This is a genomic window from Mesorhizobium sp. M7A.F.Ca.US.002.01.1.1, from assembly GCF_004022955.1.
GTDB classification, from domain to species: Bacteria; Pseudomonadota; Alphaproteobacteria; order Rhizobiales; family Rhizobiaceae; genus Mesorhizobium; species Mesorhizobium ciceri.
The window spans coordinates 1-7,130 of record NZ_RZQE01000306.1 but is presented as its reverse complement, the minus strand read 5'-3'; the positions used below and the strand labels follow the sequence as shown (position 1 = coordinate 7,130).

Below are 7,130 nucleotides of genomic sequence, written 5' to 3'. Positions count from 1 at the left end.
CCTTCGTTCCGAGCAATCGGCGCGGCAAACCTCCTCTGCCTCGCCGGAAGACGGCGACGGCAGTCTCATTTCTAAATTGGCAACAACAACAAGGGGAACGGTACACATGAAAACATCTCTGAAATTGGCGACATTGGCGGCTTCGCTTGCCCTGACATTGACGACGCTTCCGGCTCAGGCCGGCGCGGTGCTGGACCGTGTCGTGGCGGCCGGAACTCTCAAGGTCGCAACTGACGCCAACTGGGCGCCGCAGTCCTTCCTCAATGCCAGCAACGAGCTGGACGGCTTCGACATCGATGTCGCCAAGGAGATCGGCAAGCGCATCGGCGTCAAGGTCGAGTTCGTGACGCCGGGCTGGGACATCATCACCGCCGGCAACTGGGTCGGCCGCTGGGACATGCATGTCGGCTCGATGACGCCGACGAAGAAGCGCGCCGAGATCTTCGATTTTCCCGCTGTCTACTACTACACGCCAGCAGCGGTTGCGGTTCACAAGGACAGCAAGGCCAAATCGTTGAGCGATCTGGATGGCAAGGTTGTCGGCGCGACGACGACATCGACCTTCGAAGCCTATGCCAAGAAGGATCTGACGCTCGACGCGGCCGGTGCGCCGCCATTCGAATACAAGCTCAACCCGAAGGAAGTGCACTCCTACGAGAACTCCACCACCGCTTTCGACGATCTGCGGGTCGGTGACGGCGTTCGGCTCGATGCCGTCGTCTCGTCGCAGCCCAGCATCGTCGATGCCGTGAAAGCCGGTTATCCGATCAAGCAGATCGGCGATCCGGTGTTTTATGAGCCCCTGGCTGTCGCAATCGAACACGGTGACCCGGAATTCTCGGCCAGGATCGCCGATGCCGTGAAGGCCATGAAAGGCGACGGAACGCTGAGCACGCTCTCCAGGAAATGGTACGGGGTCGACTACTCGGTCGTAAAGTAGTTCCGACGTTCGCTGGCGGCTCGCCTGTGCGGGCCGCCGACCATTCGAAGGGACAGGCTATGCTCTACCCCGATACCGTCGAAGCTGAAGTCCTCGTGCACAAGCCGTGGTTTGTGGCGACGATGTTCGGCGTCGTCTTTGCGATCTTCCTCGCCTTCAACCTGACGTCGACGAGCTTCGGCGAATTGATGCGCCCGGTCATCGGCGAACCGTCGCAGAGCGGCCTCTATGGTCGGTTTGCCATCGCCTTCGTGATCGCGCTTCTGTTCGTCCTCAATGTCGTCCTGATCGGCTTCGCCTCGCTGCGTGTCCAGATCGCCATCGTCTGGTTCGAACTGCTGCTGCTCTTCCTGGCCTTCTTCGCGACCTTTCATCTCAGCCTGCCCTTCATCCGGGAAAAGCTGCCATTCCTGATTTCCCAGGGCGTGGTGACCACGCTCTACGTCTCGGCCATCTCCATCATCATCGCCTCCCTGATCGCCATACTGGGTGCCGTAGCCAAGCTGTCCACCAACGGCTTCGCCTACGCCATCGCAAGCTTCTACACTTCGTTCTTTCGCGGCCTGCCGCTCCTGATGCAGGTTTATCTGATCTATCTCGGCCTGCCGCAACTGGGCTTCGTGGTCGGTGCGGTTCCCGCCGGCATCCTGGCGCTCTCGCTGTGCTACGGCGCCTACATGACCGAAATTTTCCGATCGGGAATCCAGAGCATCGACCGTGGTCAATGGGAAGCATCGCGCTCGATGGGTTTTGGCTTTTCGCTGACCATGCGCCGGATCATACTGCCGCAGGCGCTTCCGGTCATCATTCCGCCGACCGGCAACCAGTTCATTTCCATGCTCAAGGACAGTTCGCTGGTCTCGGTCATCGGCGTCTGGGAACTGATGTTCCTTGCCCGCACGCTGGGTCAGAAGACCTTCCAGCACATGGAGATGCTGATTTCGGCGTCTCTCATCTACTGGATGCTGTCGATCTGCCTCGAGCTGATCCAGTCCCGCATCGAACGACACTATGCCAGGAGCAAGGTGCGATGAGCGCTCAAGCCATCATTGAAGCCAGAGCCGTCTCCAAATGGTACGGCCAGTTCCATGCCCTGAAGGACATCAATCTGACGGTCCACAAAGGCGAACGCATCGTCATCTGTGGTCCGTCCGGCTCCGGAAAGTCGACACTGATCCGCTGCTTCAATCGCCTCGAATCGCATCAGGAGGGCGACATCGCCGTCAACGGCATCCATCTTCACCCAAAGATGAAGAACGTCGCCGACGTGCGCAGCAATGTCGGCATGGTGTTCCAGCACTTCAACCTGTTTCCGCATCTGACCGTGCTGATGAACTGCATGGCCGGGCCGATGTGGGTCAAGGGCGTTTCCGCCGCCGAGGCACGCAAGACCGCGCTGCAGTTCCTGGAGCGCGTGCGCATTCCCGAACAGGCGAACAAATTCCCGGTCCAGCTGTCGGGCGGCCAGCAGCAGCGCGTCGCCATTGCGCGAAGCCTGTGCATGAAGCCGGCGGTAATGCTGTTCGATGAGCCGACATCGGCACTCGACCCGGAAATGGTGTCGGAAGTGCTCGATACGATGACCGGGCTAGCGCGCGACGGCATGACTATGGTTTGCGTCACTCATGAAATGGGCTTTGCACGGGCGGTGGCCGACCGCGTCATCTTCATGGATGCCGGCCAGATAGTCGAGGAAGGCAAGCCGGACAGCTTCTTCGGCAATCCTCAGCACGATCGCACCAAGCTGTTTCTCAGCCAGATACTGAAGCACTGATACGCACATTTTGCCAAGCCAATGGCGGTGAGGGTAGGGGGTTAGTTATTCAGCGATAATGCGGACGGTCTCTGCTATGGTGGAGCGCAAGTCTCCACCCGTGCCGCCGCTCGCATCTGAAAGCGTCGGGCGCTTTCAACAGCAAGATGGTTAGGCTCCCACTCGCTGATCGGGATAAGGCTCGTTGCGGATTAGCTCGAACGTCGCTTTTACCACAAACAGCGGCGCGGTTGTACCGGCATGAACTTGCAATGCGACTTGGCGGAATGTGCCGTTCGGCATCTGGTCCTTGGCTATTTCGAGCAACGCTCTTGCTGCCTCATCTTCGGCAGAAGCTAGGGTTGGAAGGTCTGTGCCTTCCGTGTCCGGGTATGAGGTTCCATTGTCGACTAGATCGAAGAAGAAGCGGGCCATTTAGCCCTAATCGCGAACCCTCAGAAATGTTTCATTGCTACTACATCTCAATCAGGGCGTAGGCCACGCCGAAGATTGCAAGCGTTGCAGCCGCAAAAAACGCCCAGCCTTTTAAGGCGGCGCGCACATCCTCTGGCTTCGCGCCCTTCTGATTATCGTATTCGTCCATAGTAAAGACCCTGGTTCATCGGTCTGTCTTGATACCAACATCAATCGGCAGTGGGCAACCCTTCGGTGGGGTCTGTCAGGCGAACGCGCGCTTCTTACAGGAGCCGCGCACCGCCGGCTTCTCGGATTCCTTCGCTTCGATCAGGGCCACGATATCGCCAAACTCCCAAAGTTTGCCAGTCACGCCAGCGGCCATTGCCGGGGTCAGCCGCAAGGTCGCATGGATACGGCCAAAATTGTAGTACATGAAGTGAAGCGCCACGGCGTTGGCGTGAGCCTCCACCTTTTTGGAACTGGCGCCGGTGACGAGAAATGTGGCGCTGAGCCTGACTCCTGCTCGGCCTATCGCCGTGTCAGGCGGCCCTGCTTGCTGCGCCGTCGTTCGAATAGGCGGGGAAGTCCGTGTACCCCACTTCACCGTTGCGGGTGTAATAGACGGACCGGTCCGCCACAGCCAATGGCCAGCTGGCGCGGCCTGGGCATGCTCGACGTCATTGAAGCCGCCGCACCATATGAACGCGCCGGGGAACAACGCTCGCGCCTTGGCGAGCATGTCATGGTCGAGATGGCGCGCCTCGAACGTGACCGATTCCATGTTGCCGTACGGGCAGCAGCTCATAGAGCAGATGGACATAGGCCACGCCGCGGCGCCCGAGCTGCTCGACGATGTACAGGAACGTCTCCTCGACGAGCGGATCAGCGGGCATCGAACCATACTTGCCGAACGGTGAAAGGCGAACCCCCACGCGTCCCGGGCCGAATTCCGCCACGACCGCGTCGACGACTTCCATCAGGAAGCGCGTACGATCTTCCATGCTGCCGCCGCCATAGCAGTCTGTGCGGGTGTTGAGCACCGAGTTCATGAACTGCTCGATCAGATAGCCATTGGCGGCATGGATCTCGATTCCGTCAAACCCGACCTCCCGGGCATTGGCGGCGGCTTTGGCGAAGGTTCCCACCATGGCCGTCACTTCCTCGGTGCTGAGCGGCCTCGGCATCTCTGCCGCCATGAAGCGCAACCGGCCGTCCGGGCCATGGGCGAATACCTCTGAGCCGACGGCCTGTTCCGCGGTCACACCCACTGGCGCCTGGCCGTTCGGCAGAAGCGAGGAATGCGCCAGTCGGCCGACATGCCACAGCTGCATGAAGATGGTGCCGCCCTGACGATGAACCTCTTCGGTCACCGGGCGCCAGGCCTGCTTTTGGGCTTGGGAGTGAATCCCGGGAATCCGCGCGTAGCCGTGGCTGGACGTGATCCACGTCGTTGACTTCGGAGATGATCAGGCCGGCGCTACCGCGCTGACCGTAATATTTGACGGTCAGTTCGTTCGGGAGGTCGCCATCTGTCGGAAGGGCGCCCTCGGAGGTAGAGCCGGTTGTCGTCGTCTGCAGGGATTACCGGTCCCGCCAGCCCTCCCGCAAATCCTTTGGACGAACCCGAGTAGATTGCCAACGCGACCGAGAATGCTTAACCAATAGGCTTCCATGTTGTCTCCGCTCACCGGAACCGCAATGGACTCAAACTGTGCTTGCGAGCGACGTTCTCAAATCGCGGCACGGCGTCAGGGCGCCCGACCGGTGAAAAGATCGTGGAACCGCTGCAGGTACAGCGGCCAGCCTTGATCGCTATCGACCCCACCGCGCACGCTCTCCCAGCCTTCGCCGTGGCACTCGAAATTCCTGTGCTCGATCTCAACCCTGGTCCGGTTCTCCGTCTCCGCCGTGAACCGGACTTCCCATTCGCTGGTCTTGTTCAGGTCGGACTCAATCTGCCACCGCGGGTTGATATCCCAACTCAGAACCAGCCGGCTCGGCGGATCGTAAGTCAATACACGAGCCCAGCGACACTCGCTGCCGTCGACGCCGCGATCGTAAACGTGCCCCCCAACCCAGGCTTCAAAGATCGTCTCAGCAATGGGCACTGCGAGAAGATTGTGCTCGCGAGGTTTGAACCTGCCGAAATCCTCGGTGAAGACCTTGAAGGCACGCGCCATAGATGCCTCGACGACGACGGAGTGCCTTACAGGCTCGGTAGCAGGATGCTTGCTCATACCTGGTCCTTCTTTGGAGGCTCGACGACTAGTTTGTAGCCCGCCAGGGTCTTGCTCCAGAACTGATCGACTTCCGCGCGCAGACTTGCCAGGCCGCCGGGATCGATACGATATATGCTTTCCTTGCCCGAGCGCGTGTCGGCAACAAGCCCGGCCTCCTTGAGTACCTTCAGGTGCTGAGAGACCGCTGGTCTGGTTACAGGCAGCGCACGAGCAAGTCCGCTGACCGAACAAGGCTGTTCGAGCAACAGTTCGAAGATCGTTCGTCTCGTCGAATCTCCGAGCGCAGTCCAGTAGTTCGCGTTAGTGGCCACTAACGCGAACTTAAATCGACGGGCCTTCCATGTCAACCTTGGAGTAGTCGACGGGCGGCCCGTTGACTCTGATTAAGCCGCCTTGGCGGCCCCGTCTCGCCGCGCCTCCCGGGCGAGCCGCGGCGCATGCAAAAGCGCGAGCCGATGAGAGCGTTGCAGGACGATCTTGCCAAGCCCATGCCGAGGTCATTACTGCAACCGGCTCCGATCCTGAGCCGATGGGAGGATCAGCGCGTCGCCGCCGGGAGAAGGTGAATTGACGGATGCATTCCCCTGTTGTCTCACCGCCTCTATCAACTCATGTGTTGCTTGAGCGACCTTGGCAACGGGCAATCGGTGCACGCAGTAGACGCCGCCCGGGTTGTTGGGTTTGCACAAATGGGGAGCAACACACTGGCAAGGCAATGGCGGCTCAACCGTGCGGTAAGGCACGCCAACTGGGCCCCAGACATCTGGGGGAGTGAGCCCGTAGAGGCCCACAACTGGAGTTCCGACCGATGCGGCCAAGTGCATTGGGCCGCTCTCGTTTCCCAGGAAGATAAACGCGTCCGCAAGCAATGCTGTTAGTGTCTCAAGCGAGGCTTTGCCAACAACGCTTGCCAACGGGGAGACCGCCACATTCAGGATACGTTGCGCGATTGCGCTCTCGTCAGGTCCGCCAATCAGCAGTGACCGCAGGCCCGTCGTTTCATAAACTTCATCGATCACTGCGGCGAACCGTTCAGGTTGCCAGCACCGCCCTTCGAACCTTGCTCCGGCGTGCACCGCGACGAAAGCTTTTGCATTCAGATTGCTCTGAGCCAGAATCTGGGTCGAAGCGCCTCGTCCGATGGATGTGGGCTCAAGCCTCGGTGTCACTTCACTCGACGTTATCCCGAGCGCTCTCAGCGGCGAAAGATATCGGTACAGGTAATGCGCGCCTCCCTGGCCGAAGGTTTCAGCAAATATATTGGCAGGCTGACTTTCCCAAGATTTTAGAGGCACTTCGGGGGGATCGTATCCGACGCGCATTGGGGCGCCGATCAGCTTGTGTAGCATCCTCGATGTCTTCGAGTCGGTCAGATCGATGGTGAGATCGAATTTTCGGCGGCGGAGCTCAGCGACCAAGCTTGAATATTCCTTCAAGCGCCTGGTTAGGCTTCTACCACCACCTCGAGGGTCGAATCCGATGGCTATGTCTGCGATACCCTGGCTGACCACCAAGTCTCGCAGGCCAGGAGCGCAAAGCATGGCCATGATGGCGTGTGGGTAGGCGACGCGCAGATTTCGCATAAGCGCAGAGGTCAGAATGACGTCCCCGATGTACTTCGCCTGGATAACCAGAATGGATTTGACAGCCAGCCGATCAGCCATCGAGATATTCAGCACGTCAAAACGATGGGGCAGGATGTTGGTCATTGGGCGCGCACAAACGTCCAAGAGAGCTCATGTGCCGCTTGTGGTGATCGATGGATCGGCAGCCTTGGAAC

Annotated in this window: 9 protein-coding genes and 1 pseudogene; 3 read left to right on the top strand and 7 right to left on the bottom strand. The window is 59.7% G+C overall.

Going from position 1 to position 7,130, the window contains the following annotated elements; all coding sequences use genetic code 11:
* Nucleotides 1-106 precede the first annotated feature (106 nt).
* From EN932_RS24465 to EN932_RS24455, 3 genes are read left to right on the top strand one after another with little or no spacing between them, the layout of a single operon-like run.
* Complete coding sequence (locus tag EN932_RS24465) at nucleotides 107-940, top strand: transporter substrate-binding domain-containing protein (protein WP_127415985.1); 834 nt, start codon at nucleotides 107-109, stop codon at nucleotides 938-940.
* A gap of 59 nt (nucleotides 941-999) precedes the next feature.
* Nucleotides 1,000-1,974, top strand: coding sequence for an amino acid ABC transporter permease (locus EN932_RS24460; RefSeq protein WP_013525195.1), 975 nt, complete (start codon nucleotides 1,000-1,002; stop codon nucleotides 1,972-1,974).
* Complete coding sequence (locus tag EN932_RS24455; protein WP_063170685.1) at nucleotides 1,971-2,714, top strand: amino acid ABC transporter ATP-binding protein; 744 nt, start codon at nucleotides 1,971-1,973, stop codon at nucleotides 2,712-2,714. Before EN932_RS24460 ends, EN932_RS24455 begins: the two co-directional genes overlap by 4 nt.
* Nucleotides 2,715-2,864: 150 nt before the next feature.
* Here the strand turns inward: EN932_RS24455 and EN932_RS38055 are convergent, their stop codons facing one another.
* From EN932_RS38055 to EN932_RS24420, 7 genes and pseudogenes are all read right to left on the bottom strand, one after another.
* Nucleotides 2,865-3,128, bottom strand: coding sequence for a hypothetical protein (locus tag EN932_RS38055; RefSeq protein WP_063170684.1), 264 nt, complete (start codon nucleotides 3,126-3,128; stop codon nucleotides 2,865-2,867).
* A gap of 40 nt (nucleotides 3,129-3,168) precedes the next feature.
* Nucleotides 3,169-3,297 (bottom strand): hypothetical protein, encoded by a 129-nt coding sequence (locus tag EN932_RS39565; protein ID WP_275955654.1) that lies wholly within the window; start codon nucleotides 3,295-3,297, stop codon nucleotides 3,169-3,171.
* A gap of 75 nt (nucleotides 3,298-3,372) precedes the next feature.
* A pseudogene (locus EN932_RS24445) lies at nucleotides 3,373-3,588 on the bottom strand (IS1 family transposase); the annotation flags it as partial.
* Between the two features lie 262 nt (nucleotides 3,589-3,850).
* The gene (locus EN932_RS39040; RefSeq protein ID WP_245483318.1) at nucleotides 3,851-4,516 is read right to left on the bottom strand and encodes a hypothetical protein; all 666 of its coding nucleotides are present in this window, start codon (nucleotides 4,514-4,516) and stop codon (nucleotides 3,851-3,853) included.
* Between the two features lie 342 nt (nucleotides 4,517-4,858).
* Nucleotides 4,859-5,347, bottom strand: coding sequence for an SRPBCC family protein (locus EN932_RS24430; protein ID WP_127367185.1), 489 nt, complete (start codon nucleotides 5,345-5,347; stop codon nucleotides 4,859-4,861).
* Nucleotides 5,344-5,661: a metalloregulator ArsR/SmtB family transcription factor gene (locus tag EN932_RS24425; protein ID WP_063173989.1), complete on the bottom strand. Its 318-nt coding sequence runs from the start codon at nucleotides 5,659-5,661 to the stop codon at nucleotides 5,344-5,346. Before EN932_RS24425 ends, EN932_RS24430 begins: the two co-directional genes overlap by 4 nt.
* Nucleotides 5,662-5,850: 189 nt before the next feature.
* The gene (locus tag EN932_RS24420; RefSeq protein WP_127370228.1) at nucleotides 5,851-7,059 is read right to left on the bottom strand and encodes a glycosyltransferase family 9 protein; all 1,209 of its coding nucleotides are present in this window, start codon (nucleotides 7,057-7,059) and stop codon (nucleotides 5,851-5,853) included.
* Between the last annotated feature and the right edge of the window lie 71 nt (nucleotides 7,060-7,130).

Coding starts and splice junctions, on each gene's coding strand:
- EN932_RS38055 (WP_063170684.1), bottom strand. CDS start 3,128: ATGGCCCGCTTCTTCTTCGATCTAGTCGACAATGGAACCTCATACCCG.
- EN932_RS39565 (WP_275955654.1), bottom strand. CDS start 3,297: ATGGACGAATACGATAATCAGAAGGGCGCGAAGCCAGAGGATGTGCGC.
- EN932_RS24420 (WP_127370228.1), bottom strand. CDS start 7,059: ATGACCAACATCCTGCCCCATCGTTTTGACGTGCTGAATATCTCGATG.
- EN932_RS24465 (WP_127415985.1), top strand. CDS start 107: ATGAAAACATCTCTGAAATTGGCGACATTGGCGGCTTCGCTTGCCCTG.
- EN932_RS24430 (WP_127367185.1), bottom strand. CDS start 5,347: ATGAGCAAGCATCCTGCTACCGAGCCTGTAAGGCACTCCGTCGTCGTC.
- EN932_RS24460 (WP_013525195.1), top strand. CDS start 1,000: ATGCTCTACCCCGATACCGTCGAAGCTGAAGTCCTCGTGCACAAGCCG.
- EN932_RS24455 (WP_063170685.1), top strand. CDS start 1,971: ATGAGCGCTCAAGCCATCATTGAAGCCAGAGCCGTCTCCAAATGGTAC.